Below are 21457 nucleotides of genomic sequence, written 5' to 3' on the forward strand. Positions count from 1 at the left end.
ATCCTACTTTTATCAAAGATATACAGTGTAGAGATACAATGCATATAGACAAAAGGGCTCACAATTGAGCCCTTTTAACATGTGTTAGAGCTTAGATACGACGGAACAGGGCAGTCAACATTTCATCTGTGACTTTCTCTTCCCAACCCGCGCCGTAAACGTTAGCCCATAGTGGACCCATGCTCTTAGTCACGGCAACCATTTTCGCTATGGTTTCGTCTGGCAGATCTTTACAGATGTTCTTCGGCAGTGTGATGTTATGTTTCTTCATCATCAGACGGAACTCTTCAACGCCTTCTGGATAGAATTCTTCTAACACATCAAAGGCGATACAGTTGCCGATACCGTGGTGGTAACCCAGGATATAGGACAGACCGTAAGAAACCGCATGACAGGCACCCACTTGGCTATAAGCTATGCTCATGCCGCCCATGAAAGACGCCATCATTAGCTTGTCGTCTTTTTCTACGTGGTCGTCTAAGTACACTTGGCGACATAAATCCATCGCTTTTTCAGCGTAGGATTTAGAGAACTCGTTTAAGAAGGTACCTTGTAAAGATTCAACACAGTGGATATAGCAATCCATACCTGTATAGAACCATTGGTCCGTTTCTACGCCTTCGATTAACTCAGAATCCATGATGATTTGATCGAATACTGTGTAATCTGAGTTCAGGCCTAGCTTACGTACTGGACCACATAATACGGCGGTGCGTGACGCTTCTGCACCAGTACCAGAAATCGTTGGGATACCAATGTGGTGTACCGCTGGGTTCTTGATTAAGTCCCAACCTTGATACATAGCAGAGCCACCTGGGTTTGTCAGCATCAGCGATACCGCTTTAGCTACGTCCATGGTTGAACCGCCACCTAAACCGACGACGCTCACTGGCAGTTTGCTATTGAAAGCTTGAACTTGTTCAGTCAGGGCATCGATTTGAATTGTGCTTGGCTCTTCATCAACGTTAACCCAAATTATCATGTCTTGTGCTTTAGCTGGAATGCGGCCCTCAAGGGCTTTGCCTTGATGCACGTCATCGACTAAAAACACCACGAAGTCGTCGGCGGTTTTACGTTCAGCAGCTAACACTTCATCCAATTGGACGAATGAGCCACGGCCGAAGATCATTTTTTCAACTACTTTAAAATTCTTAAAACTCATTGCAACAAACTCCCGTAGAATTATTGGGCAAATGCTTTCTTGATGTTTTCGATACGCTCGGCGATCTGAGCATCGGTCCAAGACAACTTGATGAGCATAGAAATCGTGCGGCTCATAATGGCATCGGATTTAGGCACAGAAACTTGAGTATAGTCAGGTCTGTCGGCGATTAATGTGATTGGCAACGCAGCAGATGCCTTAAGCTCCTGAATGTGTTTCCAGTTTTTCAAATAATGCCAGTTGTTTACATACCAGTAGAAGCAACCATCAACGCCGTTTTCAGCCAGTTTTTTGCTGATTTCTTGCGTGCGCGCTTCGGTTGGCAACATAAAGGTTAAGAAGCCAGCCGAGTCGCCTTCGGGATCTGGGATCTGGCGGAAGGTGACTTCTGGAATAGCGGCCATTGCATCTTTAATGGTCTTTTTGTTTTTACGTTGAATATCGATAATGGTATCGAGTTTACGTAACTGCGCTAACCCTAAGGCGGCATTCATTTCCGAAATACGGAAGTTCAAGCCAATGATAGGGTGTGATTCAGCGCCGCGGTCTTTACCAATGTGGTCATGGCCGTGATCGGAGAACATGTGCGCGTTGTTGTAGATTTCTGTGTTGTTAGTGATCACAGCGCCACCTTCACCACAGGTGATGGTTTTGACTGAATCGAATGAGTAACAACCCACATCACCGATAGTACCTAGGGCTTGACCCTTGTAGCTACCACCGATGGCTTGGCAAGCATCTTCTAAAATCAGTAAGTTATGTTTTTTACAGACGGCTTTGATCTCGTCCATCTTCGCCATAGAACCGCACATGTGCACTAAGTTGATGGCTTTAGTGCGTGGGGTAATCGCGGCTTCGATACCTTCTGGAGATAAACACAATGTCTCATCGATTTCGGCAAAAATCGGAATCGCGCCTGCCATAAAAATCGCTTCAACTGAGGCAACAAAGGTAAAAGGTGGCACGATAACTTCATCGCCAGCACCAATGCCTGCAGCCATCATGGCCGTTTGCAGCGCAGCAGTACCGCTTGATAAAAGGTGAGCATGCTTCACGTTCATCTTCTCGCACAGTAGTTGCTCCATATCGCGCGTCTTCCAGCGATCATTACGCATATGGTCGAAGTTGTAACGGAAGGTAAAACCGTTTTCCATAACGTCAGCGACTTCCTGCTTCTCTTCAGGACCAAATAATTCAAAACCGGGCATGGAAGGTATCTCCTTAGAATTTGTGGCGCATAGGTCGCCTGCAATTAACTGGCGGATTATAACTGGCGTAATAGACCCTTGCGATGTTTTATTGCTGAAAATTGTCATGGAAAAAGAAAAACCTGCACAGGGGCAGGTTTTATCTGAGCATAGATGACACTCAGCTAAGGGTTAAAAGCCTATATTCAGGCTGTTAGCGTGGATTGGCTAAACCATGTTCACGGTCAACCGTGACATCTAAATCTGTCAGTAAACCGTTATCAATGCCGTAAATCCAGCCGTGTACCGCCACTTCTTGGCCGCGATCCCAAGCTTCTTGCACTATGGTTGAACTGGTCACATTAGCAACCTGCTCAATCACGTTTAGCTCGCACAGGCGATCAAAACGTTTGGCTTCGTCCATCTGTTGTAATTCTTCCTGATAAATACGATAGATATCACGTAAATGCCCGAGCCAGTTATCGATGAGTCCTAAGCGTTGCTGACCCATGGCCGCGCGCACACCACCACAACCGTAGTGACCCACCACCATAATATGCTTCACCTTGAGCACATCGACGGCGTATTGCAGTACAGATAAGCAGTTAAGATCGGTATGGATCACCATGTTGGCGATATTACGGTGAACAAAGACTTCACCGGGCATAAGATCAATGATTTGGTTTGAGGGTACGCGACTATCTGAACAGCCAATCCACAGGTATTCAGGATGTTGCTGTTTCGCTAATTGTTCAAAAAAATCAGGATTTTCTTGGCGTATACGTCCGGCCCAGCGGCGGTTATTGTCGAATAAAGGTTTGAGTAGTTTCATTTTAACCTATTGTTTTATTGACATATAAAATGTCTTCTCATGCTCTAATTCATGCAAGCAGCACATTTTTAGCAAGAGTATACCAGCAAATTTGGCTCTGCTGGTCTATCCAATTAAGGTTTGAATCAGGATATTGAAAAATCGAGATTATTTTTTCTTAATAGTACTGCAAATGGATAAGCCCTCTCTGAGGGTTCAAGAACCATTTGATAATGTGCTTGTTGTTTATATCGCGCTAATGCTGAGTGGAAACCTTGTCCGCCAAAGATTAAGGCGGACAAGGATGATGCAGTATGGGTTAGAACTTACTGATCACTTTCACGCTATCGTTGACTTCGCTGACGTCAACAAATCCGATCATATTGGGATTGGCGGCAATCAATGCGAGCATTTCAGCGCTGGAGTCGACGACTTTGGGCGGTTGACCTTGGCCTGAAAAGACCAGTTTTGACCAATAGGCTTTTAACTGACTCTCGGTTTTATTAAGGATCTGTTTAACAAATGCATCACGTGCGGGCGTGCCTTCAGGTTGATCGAGTGCGACGACAGTGCCACCACTGGGGAAAGACTTGAGTTTGCCTAAATAGATCCGTGAAATATCCGCAGCGCTAATTTCTGACGTATTAGAAGGGTGCACCACGACGGCAATTTCGGCTTGAACACAGGCACTGCCAAGTAGAAGCACACTGGCGACTAAGGTTTTTATCATCAACCGAGAACTTATTAATAGTTTCATGCTTAACTCCTTAAAAAACTAAGTCTATTGCCATACTCAGCAACTGTTCATCGGAGGACGGTTTGTCGTTACTGTAGTTGGTGTACTCTAGTTTCAGTGCGGCAGAAGGATGGAAATCCCAGCGGGTGCCTATGATGTAGTAGGCGCTGTCTTCCTGCTGTGCTTCAAGCGCCGCTTGTGTTCCAAAAACAAGCGGTGCGAGTGCAGCTTGGTTTGCCGGTGGCAGACCATTGTAAACAGGTAACATAGCGTCATAGGCATCGTATTGGGGCTCACCTTTATCAATACCGTAGGTTAAGTGGAAGGTGAAATCGTGATAGCGGATCCCGCCGGAAACAAAGGCTGAATCTTGAATATTAAAGCTACTGGGATCGACATCAATTCGTGTGTATTCGGCCAAAATAAACCATTTTTCAGCATCATATTTAATGTTAGCGCCAATGAGTAACGCGCTGTCATTAATCGGTAAAAGATCATCAACTACTTGCTGAGTAAAGAGTCCGGTTTGAGAAATTGCATTACCTAAGCCAAGCAGTGCGGGTAATTCGTAGGAGAAATCGGTAACTATGCCAATATTTAAACCGTACTCAAACCCATAGGTTACAAAGTTAAAGTTCATTATGTGGCCCTCGGCGGAGAAGGGCGCAGGAGGTGTTGATGAACCTGTAGGCGAGTAGTCAGAAACTGAAGTGGTAATGTATTTATAGGTCAAACCTACTTCGGTATCGCCCCATAAATCGGCATAAACTAAGCCTACACCTTCACCTGAATTAAATGGCAGTGAATAAACTCCGCGGGGCGGAGTGATCCAGTGATAGGCATAGCCTACATCAATATAATCGGAGTATTTATAGAGATTAAAACGTTGGCGACCTGCCATAAGCATAAGTTTGTCGCTGATGTCATAGGAGATATAAGCCCATTCGAATTCAGCGCTATAATCGTTACTGCCTCTGGATAGCACTTGTGCAGTAGCTCTTAAGCCACTACCAAGATCGGCGGTAAATTGTAAGGCAACTTTGGAATCATTATTAAAATCGAGTTCTTTGTCGTAACCATAATAGCTTTTATCGTCACTTAGACTTGAGCCCGCGACAATAGAGGCAAATCCATTTATTTGAACATCGGCATAAAGAGACGGCATATAAAGTGTGCTGAATACGCAGAGGGCAACTGTACTTTTTCTCATGGCAGAATACCTTGTTGAGGGAATACAGTATAAAGGTAGTTGATAATTAGTAGATTTCACCTTTGTGCAACATTTTTTAAGCCGCTTGGAACAAAAACAACGTCTTTACTTGTTAATAGAGGTTTCACAGGTGAGTTTAATGAAATGTGGTGTGCTCAATAACAGACTTTAATAAAGTAAAGCCTAATGTATTTATCCATAAAATAGGAATTAAGTATGGGTGAGCAATATTGATATAAGCACATCTTGGTAACATGTGCTAAGTAGAAATACTCATCTTCAAGATGCGAGTTTTCGCACCTTGAAGCGTAGATTTAGCGATTGATTAATAATGTTTAGCCAGAAAATCGGCTAAATGTTGGTTAATAAATTCCGCTTGTTCGAGAGTTGATATGTGTCCTGCCGCAGGAATATGCACAAGTTGGCTGCCGTCAATGGCATCACTCATCAGGTAACTTTCCAATACGCTGCGGGCCTTATCTTCCACGCCAGCCATGATGAGGCAGGGTAGCGTCAATTGCTCGGCGTATTCCATGGTATCGCGACGACCAAAAATCATTCGTCCAAGTTTAACTATCGTGGGGATTTGCTCCGCTGTGATACTGGCAAGTGACTGTTCAAAGTCCGTAACCAGTTCGGGAGTGTTATTTGCGGCATCATTGGCGAAGAATAAAGGTGAAATCGCACTGATCAGCGGCGCAGGGATCGCCTTAGCGGCGGTAATCATATCCAGCATGCCATCATATTTCGCACGGGTGACTTCGGGTTCGAAGCCGATAAAACTGTTGAGCATAACGAGGGTTTTAACTCTTGTTGGTGCTTTCAGTACCAATTCTGCGCCCCACATAGCACCGACAGATTGTCCGACAACACTAAAGTGAGTTATCTCAAGAGCATCCATTAGCTCAAGCATTTGATCGGCAATATCGAGTAGCGTTTTGCAGTTATTGGGCAGTAAATCTGACTGACCATGGCCCCAAAGTTCAGGCACTATGCAGCGATACTGGGCGCTTAAGGTGGCAATTTGAGGCGCCCACATAGCGCTATCCCATAAATAACTGTGCCCAAACAACAATACAGGGCCTGAGCCGACATCAAGGTAACTTAATTTTCGATCGGTAATAACAAGCTGCTGACGGTGTGAAGAAAAATCCATAAAACCTACTTAATCAAATATATCATTGTGTTAAACCGCATTTTGGCGCCCATTTTGGCGCCCATTTTGGCGCCCATTTTGGCGCCCATTTTGACGATATAGCGCTATGCTTAACCTTTATTGACTGATCTTTGCGAGTATTTCGTGATTAGGGCTGAGCGATACGCAGCACGTATTCATCTATTAGACTGTCTAATCGGGCGAGTACTGCATCTTTTAGCAACATATCACTGTTTTCTAACAGGATTGCCAGTTCGGCACGATCGAATTGTGGCAACAATAACTGCGCTACAGGGAAATAGCTGATATGCCAAGGCTCAGGACTTACCGCACTTTGTCCCTGCTGAAACGGGAAGTAAAAGCCAAAATCATGGGCATTTTCTACCAGCCAAGCATGCAATTTAGCGCAGGGACCATCCTGAACATATTCAGCTTCAACAAGGCGCAGGGTTTTAACATCAATTTGAGCCGCATCGAACACATCGAGATCGGTACCCCAATGGTGGCGTGAAGCGCCGGGCAACGCCGACCAGAGCAAAATCAAGTCAACTATGGCATCGTCACTTAAGCCCTGAATATTGACCGGTAACTCATTGGCATCCAATACCGCGCGTTTACCGCTAGCCTTGGCATTCCAAATCGCCAGTTGCCGTTCAAAGGGACGATGAGCCGAGCAAATAGCGAGTTTTATGCCCGCATCTTCGGCTTTTGCCGCCATAGACTTAAAGGCGATAGCTGTGTTCTCCTCTAACCCAAAGCTATGATAACCAAGGTGATACGGGCTTAAATAATCCACTAATTCAGGGGAGCTTAAGCCGTAAAGCTTTGCGGTTTCGGGACGGATCTTCAGATGTGCTAACACAGTAATTGTTCCAAAATGACTTCATAACACAGGGCTAACTGCTCAAGGTCGTCCACTTTAACGCATTCATTCACTTTATGAATGGTGGCGTTGACAGGGCCAAGCTCTAACACTTTGGCGCCCGTTGGCGCGATAAAGCGACCGTCTGATGTGCCGCCAGTGGTTTGCGGATCGGTTTCATAACCTGTGACTTGGCGGATCGCGATACGGGTTGCATCTAATAACGGGCCATCACCGGTTAAAAATGGTAGGCCATTGAAAATCCAGCTGATATCGTAATCTAGCTCATAGGCTTTCAATAGAGTTTCAACTCGCTCAATCAAGATTTCGGCGGTCACTTCGGTGGAGTAACGGAAGTTAAACATCACTTCCAGTGCGCCAGGGATCACATTTGATGCACCTGTGCCGCCATTAATATTGGCGATTTGGAAGCTGGTGGGTGGGAAAAACTCATTGCCATTATCCCAGTGCATTTGACTTAGCTCGGCCAAGAAAGGCGCGGCTTTGTGTATTGGATTATCGGCAAGGTGTGGATAGGCCACGTGGCCTTGAATGCCTTTCACGGTTAAGTTGCCAGTTAAGCTGCCGCGGCGACCATTTTTGACCACATCGCCCAGCTTTAGGGTTGATGAGGGTTCGCCGACTAATGCCCAGGTGATCTTCTCGTTGCGCGCTTCTAAGGTATCAATGACTCGCGTCGTGCCGTTGATGAATGGACCTTCTTCATCGCTGGTGATCAAAAAGGCGATAGAGCCACGATGATTGGGGTGTTTAGCCACAAAGCGTTCGGTGGCAATCACCATAGCAGCGAGTGAGCCTTTCATGTCCGCTGCGCCGCGGCCATATAAGTAGCCATCAATGATGGTGGGCACAAAAGGTGGCGTGTGCCAGCGACTCACATCGCCCGTTGGCACAACGTCTGTGTGACCCGCAAAACAAAAAACGGGACCTACATTACCACGGCGAGCCCACATATTGGTGGTGTCTTCAAATACCATAGGTTCGATATTAAAGCCGATGGCGCTGAGTCTTTCAGCCATTAAGGTTTGGCAGCCTTCATCAAGCGGTGTCACCGAAGGGCGGGCGATCAGCGCTTTTGTCAGTTCTGTAACGGGATAATTGTCGGCAAGCATCATACTGAGAATACTCTTTTATAGGCGGCTTCATCAAAACCAATCAGCACTTGTTCACCGACGACTAAGACGGGGCGTTTGATCAGTGTCGGTTGCGTCAGCATAAGTTGAATGGCTTTGGTTTGATCGATATCGGTTTTATCTGCGTCACTGAGCGCACGAAAGCTCGTGCTGCGCTTATTGAATACGGTTTCCCAGCCTGAGGTGTTACACCAGAATTCGAGGTCTTCTTGACGTAGGCCGTCATCTCTAAAATCATGGAAATGAACTGGAAGTTGATGATTTTCAATCCATTTACGTGCTTTACGCACTGTATCGCAATTCTTAATACCGTAGAGGGTCAAAATGATGCTCCAGTGTGGATGGACGCTTGGCTTGCAAGCATTGATTTTGCTGGCATTGTGGCATTGTGCGTCGCATGTCACAAGTGGGATGTGTTGCCGATATCTGGTGATTAATAAAACGTTAATTTTCTAGAGATAATAATCGCTGGTGACTTGCTTTGGTTTAACTTTTTAACACTTGTCTAACTTAAGTGCCTTGTATATATTGTTTTTTCATTAAAATCAGTTTGATTTAAGCATTGAAGTCAATGCGCTTTTAAAGGATTAAGATGCACAGCGATGTTTCATTGCAGCGATTTAAGCAATTTCCGCGCTTGATGTGGATATTTTTGTTTGGGTCTTTTATCACCCGTGGCAGTTATTACATGGTGTGGCCATTCTTAGCCGTTATTTTATATGAGAAATTTGCGCTAAGTGCCACTGAGGTCGGCATGGTCTTGTCCAGCGCCGCGATTATTTCGGTATTTACGAGCTTTGTTGGTAGCTCATTGTCCGACAGAATCGGTCGTCATAAGCTGATGTACCTGACGGGCATTCTCTATATCATCTCGTTTTCGTTATTGGCTGAAGCCAATTCTGTCGAGGGGTATGTGGTCGTGATGACCCTGTGCTCTATGGCCACTTCACTGTGGCGACCGCTGACATCCGCCGCTATTGGCGACATTATTGCCGATCCTAAGACACGCGAATTGGCGATGCAGTCGCTGTATTTTATCGTCAACGTTGGCTGCGCCGTTGGCCCTATGCTGGGGGTATGGCTTGGTCTTACGGGCAAGCAATCCAGTTTCTACCTTACTGCAGTGGCCTTTGCCGTATTGTTGGCCTTGTTATATTGGGGATTTAACCACCAAACCCGTCAGGAACCTGCTATGGCGACTGGCGCCTCATCGAGTGACAATTTAAGTGGCGATACGAGTGGCAGTGAAAGTGACTTTGTAAATGACATGACAAGTGATGGTGTTAATCGTGGTGTGAATGGCTTATCGACTGATGCAGAGGCGAGCACGAAAAAAGCGGCAGTCGTGAGCCGTAAGCAAATTATCGCCATTCTATTGCAAGATAAACTGCTGCAATGTTTAATTTTTGCCAATATTTTGTGTATGTTCATTTATGCCCAAATGGACAGTTCGTTGATCCAATATCTTACTCGCGCAGGTGCGCCTGATTTGCTGACGTTAATTTCTGGCATGATTTTCACCAATGCTATGGTGATTATCTCCACCCAATTTTTGCTATTGAAACTCATGGCCCGTTTTCCGCTCGTCAAACGGATTCAAATCGGATTGCTATTACTGATCGGCTCACAAATCTGGCTGGCATTTAATCCGCTGGATCTATTTTGGGGCTGGATTGGTGCGATTGTGGTGATGAGCGTCGCCGAGACTATTTTGTTCCCCACTATGAATGTGCATATCGACCGCTTAGCCCCTGATCATCTTCGCGGCGCCTACTTTGGGGCTGCTTCATTCTATGACTTAGGATTTGCGCTCGCGCCCCTTGGAGGTGGCATCATATTGGATCATTTTGGCGGTCAGTGGCTGTTTTTGACAGGCGCTTTACTCTCGGTATTGGTGATTTATCTGTACAGTATTTTAGATAAATTGCCGCGCCCCGATTTTGCCATGTTCAAAGTAGATTAGTTTACTAGAGTCCTGTAGCCGTTATTCGCTGGGAACGTGATGCTTAGCGTGAGAATGGTCGAAATAGATTCTCTCAAGCCTGTGTATCGGTGCAGGTTGGCGAATTCAAATACCGTGTATAGGCTTGGTTTTCAAAACTTAAAAGGCTGGCTCATGATGGTGAGTCAGCCTTTTATTATTCAGAAAACAATCGATAAACGATTTATTCGAAATGGTTAAATTAGAGCTGTACCGTAAAGATCACGTCTTTGCCTGCGGTGACACTGCCTTGGGCTTTGTCGAGGTATTTGACATCTTCCATGTTCGCCAGCACGACAGGAGTGAGTAGGCTGTCGACTTGGTCTTTTAGGTAATCAATATCGAATGACAGGATCGGATCGCCGACTTTCACTTCTTGACCTTCCTGGGCTAAACGTTTAAACCCTTTACCTCTCAGCTCGACTGTACCTACACCAAAGTGAACAAATAGCTCTAAACCTTGGGGAGACTCAATACTGAATGCATGATTTGTCTCAAAAATTTTACCTATGGTGCCGTCGATAGGCGCCAGAATTAATTCGCCTTTGGGAGCGATAGCGATGCCATCACCGACAATCTTTTCAGCAAAAACCACGTCGGGGACTTTTTCAATGGCGACGATATCGCCGGAAACGGGGGCATATACCATGATACCGCCAGCTAATTGAGTCTGGCCCGATACCAAGCGCCTTATTCGGCTTAAAAATCCCATAATCTAGAGCCTCTTTTGCTTGTTTTTGTCATTGTTTTTGTTCTGTAATGCAGCATAACGAATAAATGTCTCTATTTATAGCTTGTTATACACTGCTGTAAGCTTGCAATTCTATCTTGTTGTAATGCTGTGTGAGCTAATGCCGAAAATTGTGTGATGCTGCCTTGGCAAATAGCTGCTTTCACTTCTAAGAGTGAGCTTAAGTTAACACTGAGTTCGTCCAACCCCATGCCGATTAACAGTGGCGCAATTTGCGGTGAACTGGCGAGTTCACCGCACAGAGAAACTTTAACATTAGCGGCCTTAGCTTGGGTTATTGTCATGTTAATTAAGGCTAAAATGGCAGGCGAAAGGGACGGATAGTCACGGGTAAGCTGCGGGTTTGTCCTATCGGCGGCCATTGCATATTGGGTCAAATCGTTGGTACCAATGCTGACAAAATCGAGTCTTGGCAGCATAGCGTTGAGGTTGAATACCGCAGCAGGTGTTTCGACAACGATACCGTAGCTAAGTTCGCCATAGCCTTTCTCTTCTTCTTCCAAGGCATCTTGGCACTGGGCAATGAGTGCAAACACCTCGTCCAATTCTTCGACTTGATTGACCATAGGGAACATCAAACGGATCGGGCCATGGTTAGCGGCACGCAGAATGGCCCTCAATTGGGTTTTAAATAATTCTGGGTGCGCCAAGGTGTAGCGAATGCCGCGAAGACCCAAGGCGGGATTATCTTCAATTTCTTGGCATAAACAGGGTAGTTCTTTGTCTGCACCTATATCTAAGGTACGGATGGTAAAGGTTTTACCGCCTAGGGCGTGCAATGCATCGCAATATAAGCTGTATTGGGCTTTTTCATCGGGCAGGGTTGCGACGTTCATCAACATAAATTCGGTGCGAAACAAACCTATTCCATCGGCGCCGACATCGCTGACATGGGTGATGTCGTTGAGATTACCCACGTTTGCCATGAGTCCCACTGTATGACCGTCTTGGGTTTGCGCTGGGACATCCTTGTAAGTTTGAAGTGCTGCGCGCCTTGCTTGTTCATGGTGAAAGGTGACTGTGAGTCTTGCCTGTTGGTCTGGATTGGGATTGACACAAAGTTCACCCGCGAGTGCATCGAGCACTAAGGGCGTGCCGTTGGGAATAGAGTCTGCGTCGAACTGACAACTTAACATGGCTGGAATGCCAGCTGCTCTGGCTAAAATGGCCGTATGGCTCGTTAAACCGCCCGTTTTCAGTACAATACCGCAAAGGTTTTCCCGCGGCAGTAAGGCAAATTCGGCGGGGGTCAAATCCTGCGCTAATAAGATAGTGGGTCTATCGAGTTTTTCGAGTCCTTGAGCTAAATGGCCGTTTATCGCCGCGACGACTCTTTGGCCTAAACAGCGCACATCTTGGGCTCTATTGGCTAAATAGGGATCATCTAAGGATTGTAATTCATTGGCCTGATGGGCAAAAATACGTTCAACCGCCACACTTGCCGACAATTGTAAGGTGCGAATAGCATCGTTCACTTGCTCGATTAATTCATCGTCTTCTAATAACAATAAGTCGGCTTCGATCAACTGATAATTTTCGGAGTCACTATCGAGTGCAGCTTGGCTGTGGGTCAGTTGTGCCTGTAGTTCTTGCAAGGCTTTGGCAAATTTACCCTGTTGTTGAGGGATTTTAGACAGGGGAATAGGGCGATAATCGAGGTGGTGTTCGGTGTGGAGTAGGTGAAGTGCCTGTCCAAAGGCAATTCCCGATGACACTATAATCCCCGTTATTGACATATCCCTTCCTAAATTAACCACTGAACTGAGTGTCCGTTAGCGATAGCGAGTCTAGTTGAGTGACGCTAAGCTTGTAAAGCGTTTGTATGTAAAGCATTGGCATGTCAAGACGGTCGAGACGAGTTTTTTGCGTGTCGGTTAAACCTGCAGATAAATGCACTTTAGCGTAAGAAAAGGCCTAGCTTAGGGTAATGAGCAGCTCAGAGACTTTCTCAACCGCGGCCTGTGCCTGTTCACCTTCAGCAAACACTCTTACCGTGACGCCAGAATATAAGCCTAAGGTTTGTAGTTTAAACAGACTCTTAGCACTGGCTTGCTTACCATTACATTCGACCATGACATCACAGTCAAAGGTTTTGGCTTCTTTAACCAGTAAGGCTGCTGGACGGGTGTGAATGCCATGTTTGGCGGTAATGGTGACTGTTTTTTCGTACATAGTAGATGAGCTCATATTTAAAGGGGTATTACACTTCGTCTTTCGATTCTATGATGTGATAGCCCTGTTTTTTCAAGGCGGCGATGGCACTTTTGAGGCGATTATTTTTTACTAAAATATAATCGGTATCAAAGGTCGAAATCGCAAAAATACTGATTTGTTCGTCCGCTAAGGTGCCAGACACTTTAGATAAAATGCCTGTCATCGAAAATCCCAGTGGCCCGAGTACTTCAAAGCAACACCAGCCCGGTTCTTGCTCTAGGCTGTCGAGTTCCATTTCACTGGAAACGACTAAAGATAAACCTTCTTGGGTCTTACCAATGAAATACATGTCCTGTGCAAAAACCTCACTGGGCAATACGGCATTCGGGCTAAAGCTATGAATTGTGTACTGTTCAGGGTGAACGGCTAAGGTCATTCGCATGGCAGTGTCTCGGTTGGATTTTTAAGGCTAAAGCATACCGCATATCAAACGTTAGCGTGACAGAGAATTTGTGGTTAATGGGATTTTGTCGTTGAAATTCATTATTGGTGAGATAGCGGTTAACAAGCGTTACCAGAAGGTTTACCCAAAGAAAAGGGCGCCCTATGGCGCCCCAATCGACAAGTCATGCCGTTCTCATACACTTTAGTTAGATTTTAAACTGGCCTAAGGTGCGGGACATGTCTTGGCTAATGTCTTGCAGTGACTGAGCTGCATGGCTATTACTTTCGTTAGCTTTTACTGAGACTTCGGTTAATTCCGAAATATTACAAATATTTCGATTAATTTCTTCGGTCACCAGTGATTGCTCTTCAGTGGCGCTGGCTAATTGTGTGTTCATGTCACTGATATGGGCAATCAATTGCAGAATCGCCGCCATGGCTTTACCCGCTTCGTGGGCTTGGGCCTGCAGCTCATCGGATTGTAGTTGAGTTTGATTGTTGCTCTTCATCACTGAGCCAACACCGGATTGGATCTCGCTAATGATTTTTTGGATCTCATTGGTCGAGTCTTGGGTGCGAGTAGCAAGGGCGCGGACTTCATCGGCGACTACGGCAAAACCACGGCCGTGGGTCCCAGCTCGAGCAGCTTCAATGGCTGCATTGAGGGCGAGCAAGTTGGTCTGCTCGGCAATGCTGCGGATCACATCGAGAATGCTACCGATTTGCTGTGAGGCGACGCCCAGCTTTTGGGTGATGACTTCAGAGGCTTTTAATTCTGCCACCAGTTTTTCTGTGTTGCTGACTGTGTTGTCGATCACGACTTGGCTTTGCTGCGCTTGTTCTTTTACGCTGTTCGCCGCATCGGCCGCTTGCTGGGTGTTGCTCGCCATTTCATGGGTGGTCGACAGCATTTGATTGACGGCTGTGGCGACGCTGCCTGTTTCTCTGTGGATATGTTCAGCACTCTGATTGGACTCTTCAACTGCAATCAAAAGTTGTTTTGCATCTTTATCTAATGCTTGGCCTAAAGGTTGTAAATGGCCGACCATGTCGCCAATTTTTTGGGCGAACATGTTGAAGGCGCGGGCGAGATGGGCAATCTCATCTTTACCTTGAGCATTAATGCGCTGACTTAAGTCGCCTTCGCCTTGGGCAATATCTTCAAGGGCATCAATAGCATCATTTAATGGTGAGGTGATGGAATGGTTAAGCACAAGGAAGAAGGCAAAAATCGGCACTGAAATCAAAAACATGATAATCAGATAGTCGATAATGACTGACTTTAAGCTCGCTTTGACATCGCTAAGATAAGCGCCTGTTATGACTGTCCAACCCCATTGTGGGTAGTAACGGGCTTCAGCAAGCTTGTCTTCTATCGCGCGGGTCATAGGATCGGCGATAGGGTATTCGAGGGTCGTTTTCGATTTAGCACGCGCTAATGGCAGCATAGTGGCTAAGGGATTTGTGCCATTAGGTAACTTGAAGGTTAATGCTGAGGTGCCAATAAGATTTGCGCTATCCCCGTGGGCGAGGATTTGATTATTATCATCAATAACAATGAAGTAGCCGGAACCTGAATAGCGAGTTTGATTGATTAAATCCGCGGCGATTTGTTTAGCTTCTGCTTCGCTAAACTTACCTTTGAGCGCATCCTGACGGTGCACATCTATCACGCTTAACATGCTGGCGAGCTGACCATCTATCTGCAACCATTTCTGCTCAATTAAATTGCTGTACTGCTCTTTAATTGAAAAACTGGCAAAACACACAGTCCCTATCGCGGCCATAAGGAGCATCATCATTAAGCGTTGCAAAATGGTAAACCGGCGCAAAAACGTGATCATTTGGATTCCTTAAGGACTTATTATTGTGCATCAATATACCTGCGAATCAATCTCAATTGAATCGTCTGTGACATAAATTCAGCTAAAGCCGTTAAAAAATATGAGTTTCTTTGATCTAAAGCAGGGAATAGTGATAGGGAACTTTAATCTGTTGCATTATGGGGCATGTTCTTATTAAGTTAGGCCGTTTTATAAGTCGTTTCATGTTGCAGGTTTTATCTGATCTATTAAATATCAATAATTTAGCATTATGTTAACTTTACCATCTTGCTAAATTAGGCTAATCAATTGTTTTAATTTTGATTTTTTACGCTTTTACGCGCAAGATTAATTCATTATTCAGTTTGAGAATCGATTATGACCACAAATACTATCGTAACGTCGGATGATATTTTACTGAAGTTATGCCACTCAGTCGCCCACGTCCTTTCTAGCACCAGTGCCAGCAATGTTACCCATGCGGGTATGGTACAAAGTATTGCGCGTACTCGTCTTAAACCTGATCTCGGTTGTTTCTCGATTTTCGACGGTGGTTTTTCAGGGCTAGTGGTGATCAACTTTTCAGCTTCGGCGGCGATTGAAATCTACCGTCGCTACATGCTGAACATGGGCATGCCTGAGTCTGAGCTCGCGTTTTCGCATACGTCAGATGAAGTGAGTAATGTGATGGGCGAACTGATGAACCAAATTCTAGGGGATTTTATTAATAAAATTTCTAAAGAATTGCAAACGTCAATCAGCCAAAGCCAGCCAAAAATGTTGACGATTAATAAAGAGTTAACCATATCAATCGACGCTAACTTAGACGATGCGGTTGCCCGTAGAGTGTCGTTTAGGACTGAAAATAACCATATTTTTTACCTCGAGTTTGCCATGGACAAAACCGAATTCATTCGCTTAGATGAATTTGTCTACGATGAAGAATTCGATCCCGATAGTCTGTTAGAGCAGCACAGTTCGATTGGGGGAAATAACGACTCAAATTCGAATGTTTCGCCTTGGGTTAAGATGGCCGATAAACCCGCTATTGCGACTCGTGCCATTGATAATGAAGCCGATGATTTGCTCGATCAGCTCGGCATTTAAGCAGAGTCTCTAATGTAAGACGGATGTTAATGCATTCGTCTATACAAGTGGGTGGAACTGTTTTAGTATCGACGCAAAATAATAACTAAGGTTAAATCCTCTTTATGGCATCGAAAGCGACCTCGATTGATATTGCTTATCGTGCTGGCGTATCCCAGTCAACGGTTTCCCGTGCCCTTAGAAACAGCCCGTTAGTCAATTTAGAAACTCGCCAACGTATTCAAACCATTGCCAAGGAGCTGAATTATAAGGTCGATAAAAATGCCAGCAATCTTCGTACCCAAAATAGCCATACCTTAGCGCTGTTATTGTGTGAAGACCCCACCAACGATGACTCGTTAATCAATCCTTTTTTCCTGTCTATGCTTGGCTCCATTACTCGAGCAACGGCGCAGCAAGGTTATGATTTATTGGTTTCTTTTCAGCAATTGTCCAGCGACTGGCACGCCGATTATGAAGACAGTAATAAAGCTGACGGCATTATTCTGCTCGGTTACGGTGACTACATGGACTACGAGCAAAAGCTGGAGCGATTGCTCGCGCAGAATACTCATTTTGTGATCTGGGGTGCTGAGCATAACAATAAGTCAGTGCTATCGATTGGTTGTGATAATCATCAAGGCGGCTTGATTGCAACAGAGCACTTGATTTCCCTTGGTCGTAAAGCTTTTGCCTTTTTAGGCGATGCCTCAAGCCACAGCCCTGAGTTTAGGGACAGATATTTAGGCCATGTGAAGGCGCTGCAAATGGCGAATATTGCTGTCGATCGCACTAAGCAAGTGTCGGCAATTAGCACTGAAAGTGCTGGTTACGATGCGGCTATGGCATTGATGGCCAAAGGCGCACAGTTTGATGCTATTTTTGCTGCTAGCGATCTGATTGCCATTGGCGCGATTCGTGCGCTGAAAGAGAAGGGTATTTCAGTCCCAGAACAAGTTGCAGTGGTGGGATATGATGATATTCCTGTGGCGAGTTTTGCCAATCCGCCATTAACGACCATTAAGCAGAATACCCAATTAGCTGGTGAAATTTTAGTCAGCAGTGTACTCAAACTTATCCGCGGACAAGAGGTGAGTGCGCAGCTTATTCCGACGACCTTAGTGGTTCGTAGCTCCTGCGGAATAGATAGCACGCCGCTTAAGCCGTTATAGATGGCCGTTATTGCTAGGACTTAATAGCAGCTTGCTGCTATTGGTTGGCAACTCGTTAAGCACTTAATTTACTTATTGAAACATCGCCGATAATCCTTGGATTTATCGGCTTTTTGCTTTTTGAGATCACTTAACCGCATATTGACGTAAAAACTTCGGCACATCTGCTTTGGCTTTCTTGGCGATTTTTTGCAGTAACTCGAAGGTGGGAGCATTGAGACCAAACTCTTGCTGAAGGTCTGCCAGCATTGCCAGCCACAAATGGCCAGTCATTTCAGCATCGGCTAAGGCGCGGTGAAAGGTGCCATCGCTTGGTAACTGTTTATAGCGCACTAAAGTACCTAACTGATGATTCGGTGCCGCTTGATATAAACGTCTTGCCACTAGCAAGGAGCAACCAAATTGCCCTCGATAGCGATGGCGAATTTGGGCAAATTCCGCGTCTAAAAAGCGCTGATCAAATGCCGCATTGTGGGCGACTAAGTTATGATCGACGATAAAGTCGGCAAAACGCGCCATCACTTCATTGCAGGGCGCTGCATCCCTGAGCATTTGATTGCTGATCCCTGTGTAGTCCTCAATAAAACGACTTATTCTAAATCCTGGGTTCATCAACTCTGAAAATCTTTGGGTGATCACGCCGTTTTCAATCAGCACAGCTCCGATTTCAATCGCGCGGTCCCCTTGATTAGGCGATAGCCCTGTGGTTTCAAAGTCGAGCACGACCAAAGTGTTAGCTGCAGATGTAGGCATAGATCTTATGTGGACTCTATAAATGATGTGTCAGCATTGCCGTCTTTGACAGTGCAACGCTTTTAGATAAGCCGATTGTAATTCAATACGTTAGTAAATTCACTATCACATTGACGCTGATAAAAGACTTAATGCTTTGTTGATCCGGTCGAGCTTTCTTGGTTTCGCTTCCTGTTAGCATTTACCTCTATGAATAACAGTTTGGTTTGTGAGCGACCCATGCAACTCGATATTAATGGCTTAACACCCGCGCAATTTTTAGCAGAATATTGGCAGAAAAAACCTTTGGTTATCCGCCAAGGATTCAAACACTTTCAAGATTTAATCTCGCCCGAAGAGTTAGCTGGGTTAGCCATGGATGAGCTGGTGGAATCTCGGCGAGTGTACCAACAGGCAGGGCAATGGCAGGCAGAATTTGGCCCTTTTGATTCCTATGATCATCTCGGTGAACGGGATTGGACTTTGATCGTGCAAGCCTTGAACAACTGGGTGCCCAATGCAGAAGCCCTGATCCAATGTTTTGATTTTATTCCGCGCTGGCGTTTAGATGATGTGATGGTGAGTTTTGCCACTCCTGGCGGTGGCGTGGGGCCGCATATCGATCTGTATGATGTGTTTATTTGCCAAGGTTCGGGACGTCGCCGCTGGCGCGTAGGCGATCTGGGGCCGCACAAAGAGTTTGCCGCCCATCCCGCTTTGCTGCACACAGAAGCTTTTGAACCGATTATCGATACTGAGTTATTGCCCGGCGACATCCTTTATATTCCCCCAGGATTCCCCCATGACGGTATAACCTTAGAACAGTCTTTAAGTTTTTCAGTAGGTTATCGCACAGCTTCCGCCAAAGATATGGTAAGTGCTTTGGCCGATCATCTGTCTGAGCAAGATTTAGGCGCACAGCAGATTGAAGATCCAGACCGCGAGCTGACAACGCGCAGTGGTTGTGTTGATAATCGCGATTTAGCGCGGTTACGCACGCAACTGACTAATATGTTAACCGATGAACTGGTGAGCGAGTTTTCGGGCCGCTATTTAACTCAATCTAAATGCGCCCTCGATTTACCCGATGAGCCGTTGGACATCACGCAAGACGAAGTGCTCGCATGGCTCGATGAGCAGCCGCTTATTCGCCTCGGCGGACTGCGTTGTTTGTATTTTGATATCAATGTGGGACAAGGCGTTGTCTATATTAATGGTGATAAGTATCAGCTTTCAGCCGAATTGGCCGCGGTGATCCCACTACTATGTGATAGTAATCAGTTAGATAAAGCCGCCTTAGCCCCCTGGTTAGCCGATGCCGATTTGCTTAAGCAGCTGACTGAGTGGGTGAACCTCGGTTACTGGTACTTTGAAGACCTGAGTGATGAAGAGTGTTAAGGCTGAGATAATAGGCAAAGCATGATGGATGTTGATACCATTTTAGCGCTAACGCCGATGGATTTTAGTGTTAAGTCGGTTTTGCAATCGTTGGATTATAGTGTTGGATGCATTCTAGTGTTAGTTGAGATTTAAAATAGAATAATGTTGAAAGCCGCATCTATGTTTAGGGCAAGCTCATGCTTGCCCTTGCTTATCTTTTTAAGATCGCGAAGACTTGCAAGTCTGCTTTAATGCTTTAGTCATATCTCTACTGCGTTCATTGTCTTATCATTTTCAATGTTAAACATTGGTTTTTAAAATTATTTTACCAAGCGAGATGAGTTTTGCTGGCACAGTCTTAGTGAGATGGGTTTAGGCTGATAAGCCTATTCTGATTAATGTCGTCAGGAGTGGAGTGAGCTTAACTGAATAACCAATGCTTAGAGTATTAATGCGATTCGCAGATGGTCATTTAGCCACTGGATCTGCTGATTATGTCACTATGGGCAATTGTGCCCATTGGGTGGTGTAACGAGGGGAGAGCTGTTCACGTTTTATCCCCCAAGTTGGGTCAATACCTTGTCCTGCAAACCAAATTTTTCCGTGGCCGCTGTGGTTTACTTTATCGAGTAACTGCATCAGCTCCTTGCTTTTAGGCCTAGGCGTGACGTCATCGAATAATCCGAGCTGAAACACGCCTGCACCAAAAAAATCCCCTAAAATGACACCAGCCTTTGCATAGGCATGACCTTCACGCCAAATGCGTTGCAGTAGGCTTTGGCCAAGGGTGACAAAATCCCGCGTATCATTGCTGGGGCGAACTAAACTGCCCGACAGCGATTTGCTGTACTGGGGAGTCACACCACTAAAAGGACTAGTACGCACAAATACCGACATCGCTTTAGCGTACTGGCGCTCGGAGCGCAGTTTTTCACAGGCCCTAAAAGTGTATTCATTGATTGCCTGTTGCATCGCTTCCAGGTTATCAATACGACTACCAAAGGAGCGGGAGCTGATAATTTGTTGCTTAGTGACGGCGATCTCTTGTATGTCATCACAGGCAATGCCGTTAAGCTCGCGTACCGTGCGCTCAACGGTGACCGAAAAGGTATCGCGGATAAGTTTGGGATGCGCATCCGCCAATTGCAGCGTGTTATTTATGCCCATGATGTTCAAGCGTTTCGTAAGCCTACGGCCTATTCCCCAGACTTCCTCGACAGGGATAAGCGCCATGAGTCGTCGTTGGCGTTCTCGGTCGCGCAAATCAACCACGCCCCGGGTTGCTGGATAACGCTTAGCAGCATAGTTTGCCAGTTTGGCGAGGGTCTTTGTCGGCCCAATGCCAACGCAAACACTGATCCCTGTCCATTGCGGTATTCGCTGATAAATATCTAATGCAAGCTGATGAATATCGGTGCATTTATCGATGCGTGATAGATCTAAAAACGCTTCATCAATACTATACACTTCTACTTTAGGCACCATTTGCTCTAAGGTGGTCATCACTCTGTTTGGCATGTCGGCATAGAGTTCATACAGTTGGCTAATAATTCCTGCTAAAAATAGACGAGTAAGTGATCATCCTTTCTGCTACATAGGTTGCTGGCGTCTAACACCTGAAAAATCACCAAGCTCAATTTGCTGTCTATTTTTTAG

General features: G+C 45.6%; 20 protein-coding genes. 4 read left to right on the forward strand and 16 right to left on the reverse strand.

The window, feature by feature from the left end:
• Positions 1–91: 91 nt before the first annotated feature.
• From kdnB to KFE26_RS16620, 9 genes are all read right to left on the reverse strand, one after another.
• A complete protein-coding gene (kdnB, locus tag KFE26_RS16580) occupies positions 92–1162 on the reverse strand; it encodes a 3-deoxy-alpha-D-manno-octulosonate 8-oxidase KdnB (protein ID WP_028760066.1) in 1071 nt (356 codons plus the stop codon).
• 20 nt (positions 1163–1182) lie between these two features.
• Complete coding sequence (gene kdnA, locus KFE26_RS16585; RefSeq protein WP_028760065.1) at positions 1183–2370, reverse strand: 8-amino-3,8-dideoxy-alpha-D-manno-octulosonate transaminase KdnA; 1188 nt, start codon at positions 2368–2370, stop codon at positions 1183–1185.
• A 193-nt stretch (positions 2371–2563) separates the two neighbouring features.
• Positions 2564–3181, reverse strand: a complete 618-nt coding sequence (gene can / locus KFE26_RS16590) for a carbonate dehydratase (RefSeq protein WP_028760064.1) — start codon at positions 3179–3181, stop codon at positions 2564–2566.
• Between the two features lie 298 nt (positions 3182–3479).
• Positions 3480–3917 (reverse strand): phosphate ABC transporter substrate-binding protein, encoded by a 438-nt coding sequence (locus tag KFE26_RS16595; RefSeq protein ID WP_113939603.1) that lies wholly within the window; start codon positions 3915–3917, stop codon positions 3480–3482.
• Positions 3918–3927: 10 nt separating this feature from the next.
• Entirely contained in the window at positions 3928–5106 is a 1179-nt protein-coding gene (locus KFE26_RS16600) for a porin (protein WP_212601081.1), read from the reverse strand.
• A 325-nt stretch (positions 5107–5431) separates the two neighbouring features.
• Entirely contained in the window at positions 5432–6262 is an 831-nt protein-coding gene (locus KFE26_RS16605; protein WP_212601082.1) for an alpha/beta fold hydrolase, read from the reverse strand.
• A gap of 148 nt (positions 6263–6410) precedes the next feature.
• Complete coding sequence (locus tag KFE26_RS16610) at positions 6411–7124, reverse strand: M15 family metallopeptidase (RefSeq protein WP_212601083.1); 714 nt, start codon at positions 7122–7124, stop codon at positions 6411–6413.
• Positions 7118–8257, reverse strand: a complete 1140-nt coding sequence (gene dapE, locus KFE26_RS16615) for a succinyl-diaminopimelate desuccinylase (protein WP_198573325.1) — start codon at positions 8255–8257, stop codon at positions 7118–7120. Before dapE ends, KFE26_RS16610 begins: the two co-directional genes overlap by 7 nt.
• Entirely contained in the window at positions 8257–8601 is a 345-nt protein-coding gene (locus tag KFE26_RS16620) for an ArsC family reductase (protein WP_105252601.1), read from the reverse strand. Before KFE26_RS16620 ends, dapE begins: the two co-directional genes overlap by 1 nt.
• A gap of 269 nt (positions 8602–8870) precedes the next feature.
• On the opposite strand from KFE26_RS16620, the gene KFE26_RS16625 reads away from it, so the two are divergent.
• Positions 8871–10241 carry an MFS transporter gene (locus KFE26_RS16625; protein WP_168827527.1) on the forward strand — a complete coding sequence of 457 codons (1371 nt, stop codon included), beginning with the start codon at positions 8871–8873 and terminating at the stop codon, positions 10239–10241.
• Positions 10242–10461: 220 nt separating this feature from the next.
• Here KFE26_RS16625 and crr read toward each other — a convergent pair whose 3' ends face one another.
• The 5 genes from crr to KFE26_RS16650 form a co-directional block, all read right to left on the reverse strand.
• Positions 10462–10971, reverse strand: coding sequence for a PTS glucose transporter subunit IIA (crr, locus tag KFE26_RS16630; protein WP_006081821.1), 510 nt, complete (start codon positions 10969–10971; stop codon positions 10462–10464).
• A gap of 71 nt (positions 10972–11042) precedes the next feature.
• Positions 11043–12746, reverse strand: coding sequence for a phosphoenolpyruvate--protein phosphotransferase (ptsP, locus tag KFE26_RS16635; protein WP_168827529.1), 1704 nt, complete (start codon positions 12744–12746; stop codon positions 11043–11045).
• Positions 12747–12924: 178 nt separating this feature from the next.
• Positions 12925–13182, reverse strand: coding sequence for an HPr family phosphocarrier protein (locus tag KFE26_RS16640; RefSeq protein ID WP_028760055.1), 258 nt, complete (start codon positions 13180–13182; stop codon positions 12925–12927).
• A 28-nt stretch (positions 13183–13210) separates the two neighbouring features.
• Positions 13211–13606, reverse strand: a complete 396-nt coding sequence (locus tag KFE26_RS16645; RefSeq protein WP_028760054.1) for an ACT domain-containing protein — start codon at positions 13604–13606, stop codon at positions 13211–13213.
• A 208-nt stretch (positions 13607–13814) separates the two neighbouring features.
• Positions 13815–15452 (reverse strand): methyl-accepting chemotaxis protein, encoded by a 1638-nt coding sequence (locus tag KFE26_RS16650; RefSeq protein WP_028760053.1) that lies wholly within the window; start codon positions 15450–15452, stop codon positions 13815–13817.
• 357 nt (positions 15453–15809) lie between these two features.
• On the opposite strand from KFE26_RS16650, the gene KFE26_RS16655 reads away from it, so the two are divergent.
• Together KFE26_RS16655 and KFE26_RS16660 are read left to right on the forward strand one after the other, a co-directional pair.
• Positions 15810–16538: a DUF3334 family protein gene (locus KFE26_RS16655; protein WP_028760052.1), complete on the forward strand. Its 729-nt coding sequence runs from the start codon at positions 15810–15812 to the stop codon at positions 16536–16538.
• 104 nt (positions 16539–16642) lie between these two features.
• Positions 16643–17689: a LacI family DNA-binding transcriptional regulator gene (locus KFE26_RS16660; protein ID WP_212601084.1), complete on the forward strand. Its 1047-nt coding sequence runs from the start codon at positions 16643–16645 to the stop codon at positions 17687–17689.
• Positions 17690–17815: 126 nt separating this feature from the next.
• Here KFE26_RS16660 and KFE26_RS16665 read toward each other — a convergent pair whose 3' ends face one another.
• Positions 17816–18442, reverse strand: a complete 627-nt coding sequence (locus KFE26_RS16665) for a PolC-type DNA polymerase III (RefSeq protein ID WP_212601085.1) — start codon at positions 18440–18442, stop codon at positions 17816–17818.
• A gap of 219 nt (positions 18443–18661) precedes the next feature.
• Here KFE26_RS16665 and KFE26_RS16670 point away from each other — a divergent pair, with 219 nt between their 5' ends.
• Positions 18662–19819 carry a cupin domain-containing protein gene (locus KFE26_RS16670; protein ID WP_212601086.1) on the forward strand — a complete coding sequence of 386 codons (1158 nt, stop codon included), beginning with the start codon at positions 18662–18664 and terminating at the stop codon, positions 19817–19819.
• Positions 19820–20293: 474 nt separating this feature from the next.
• On the opposite strand, the gene umuC is transcribed toward KFE26_RS16670, so the two are convergent.
• Positions 20294–21352, reverse strand: coding sequence for a translesion error-prone DNA polymerase V subunit UmuC (umuC, locus tag KFE26_RS16675; RefSeq protein ID WP_311981239.1), 1059 nt, complete (start codon positions 21350–21352; stop codon positions 20294–20296).
• Between the last annotated feature and the right edge of the window lie 105 nt (positions 21353–21457).

It is taken from the genome of Shewanella sp. M16, assembly GCF_018224605.1.
GTDB lineage: Bacteria > Pseudomonadota > Gammaproteobacteria > Enterobacterales > Shewanellaceae > Shewanella > Shewanella oncorhynchi.

Coding starts and splice junctions, on each gene's coding strand:
- KFE26_RS16670 (WP_212601086.1), top strand. CDS start 18,662: ATGCAACTCGATATTAATGGCTTAACACCCGCGCAATTTTTAGCAGAA.
- KFE26_RS16660 (WP_212601084.1), top strand. CDS start 16,643: ATGGCATCGAAAGCGACCTCGATTGATATTGCTTATCGTGCTGGCGTA.
- KFE26_RS16650 (WP_028760053.1), bottom strand. CDS start 15,452: ATGATCACGTTTTTGCGCCGGTTTACCATTTTGCAACGCTTAATGATG.
- ptsP (WP_168827529.1), bottom strand. CDS start 12,746: ATGTCAATAACGGGGATTATAGTGTCATCGGGAATTGCCTTTGGACAG.
- KFE26_RS16600 (WP_212601081.1), bottom strand. CDS start 5,106: ATGAGAAAAAGTACAGTTGCCCTCTGCGTATTCAGCACACTTTATATG.
- KFE26_RS16645 (WP_028760054.1), bottom strand. CDS start 13,606: ATGCGAATGACCTTAGCCGTTCACCCTGAACAGTACACAATTCATAGC.
- kdnB (WP_028760066.1), bottom strand. CDS start 1,162: ATGAGTTTTAAGAATTTTAAAGTAGTTGAAAAAATGATCTTCGGCCGT.
- KFE26_RS16595 (WP_113939603.1), bottom strand. CDS start 3,917: ATGAAACTATTAATAAGTTCTCGGTTGATGATAAAAACCTTAGTCGCC.
- KFE26_RS16625 (WP_168827527.1), top strand. CDS start 8,871: ATGCACAGCGATGTTTCATTGCAGCGATTTAAGCAATTTCCGCGCTTG.
- KFE26_RS16605 (WP_212601082.1), bottom strand. CDS start 6,262: ATGGATTTTTCTTCACACCGTCAGCAGCTTGTTATTACCGATCGAAAA.
- KFE26_RS16640 (WP_028760055.1), bottom strand. CDS start 13,182: ATGTACGAAAAAACAGTCACCATTACCGCCAAACATGGCATTCACACC.
- can (WP_028760064.1), bottom strand. CDS start 3,181: ATGAAACTACTCAAACCTTTATTCGACAATAACCGCCGCTGGGCCGGA.
- dapE (WP_198573325.1), bottom strand. CDS start 8,257: ATGCTTGCCGACAATTATCCCGTTACAGAACTGACAAAAGCGCTGATC.
- kdnA (WP_028760065.1), bottom strand. CDS start 2,370: ATGCCCGGTTTTGAATTATTTGGTCCTGAAGAGAAGCAGGAAGTCGCT.
- KFE26_RS16665 (WP_212601085.1), bottom strand. CDS start 18,442: ATGCCTACATCTGCAGCTAACACTTTGGTCGTGCTCGACTTTGAAACC.
- KFE26_RS16655 (WP_028760052.1), top strand. CDS start 15,810: ATGACCACAAATACTATCGTAACGTCGGATGATATTTTACTGAAGTTA.
- crr (WP_006081821.1), bottom strand. CDS start 10,971: ATGGGATTTTTAAGCCGAATAAGGCGCTTGGTATCGGGCCAGACTCAA.